The sequence below is a fragment of the Mesorhizobium sp. M2A.F.Ca.ET.039.01.1.1 genome, assembly GCF_003998035.1.
Lineage (GTDB): Bacteria > Pseudomonadota > Alphaproteobacteria > Rhizobiales > Rhizobiaceae > Mesorhizobium.
Genome location: NZ_RZRY01001570.1, coordinates 1 through 416 on the forward strand (window position 1 = coordinate 1; position 416 = coordinate 416).

The following is a 416-nucleotide window of genomic DNA, read 5'->3' on the forward strand; positions in this document are numbered from 1 at the left end:
GTGGATTGACCAAGCCGGCTTGCCTGATCGGGACGCAGGGGTCATCGCCTCTGGCGACGCAACCGTACAGGACTGCCCATGACCCGACCGATCATCGTGTTCGACCTCGACGGGACGCTGGTCGACACGGCGCCGGACCTGCTCGACAGCTTGAACCACAGCCTGGCGGCCAATGCGCTGGCGGCTGTCGACGAGGCCGGCTTCAAGCGCTTCGTCGGCCATGGCGGGCGGGTGATGATCGAGCGGGCGCATGCCGCGCAGCAGCGGGCGCTGGCGGTGGAGGAGCATGACCGGCTGCTGCAGCTGTTCCTCGACCACTACACGCTCAACATTCCCGGCAAGTCGCGCCCCTACCCCGGCGTTGTCGAGGCGCTCGACCGCTTCAAGGCCGCCGGTTATTTGCTGGCGATCTGCAC

Annotated in this window: 1 protein-coding gene; it reads left to right on the top strand. The window is 67.3% G+C overall.

Going from position 1 to position 416, the window contains the following annotated elements:
* Positions 1-78: 78 nt before the first annotated feature.
* The coding region (locus EOA24_RS40965; protein ID WP_127410973.1) for an HAD hydrolase-like protein at positions 79-416 on the top strand (338 nt) is incomplete at its 3' end.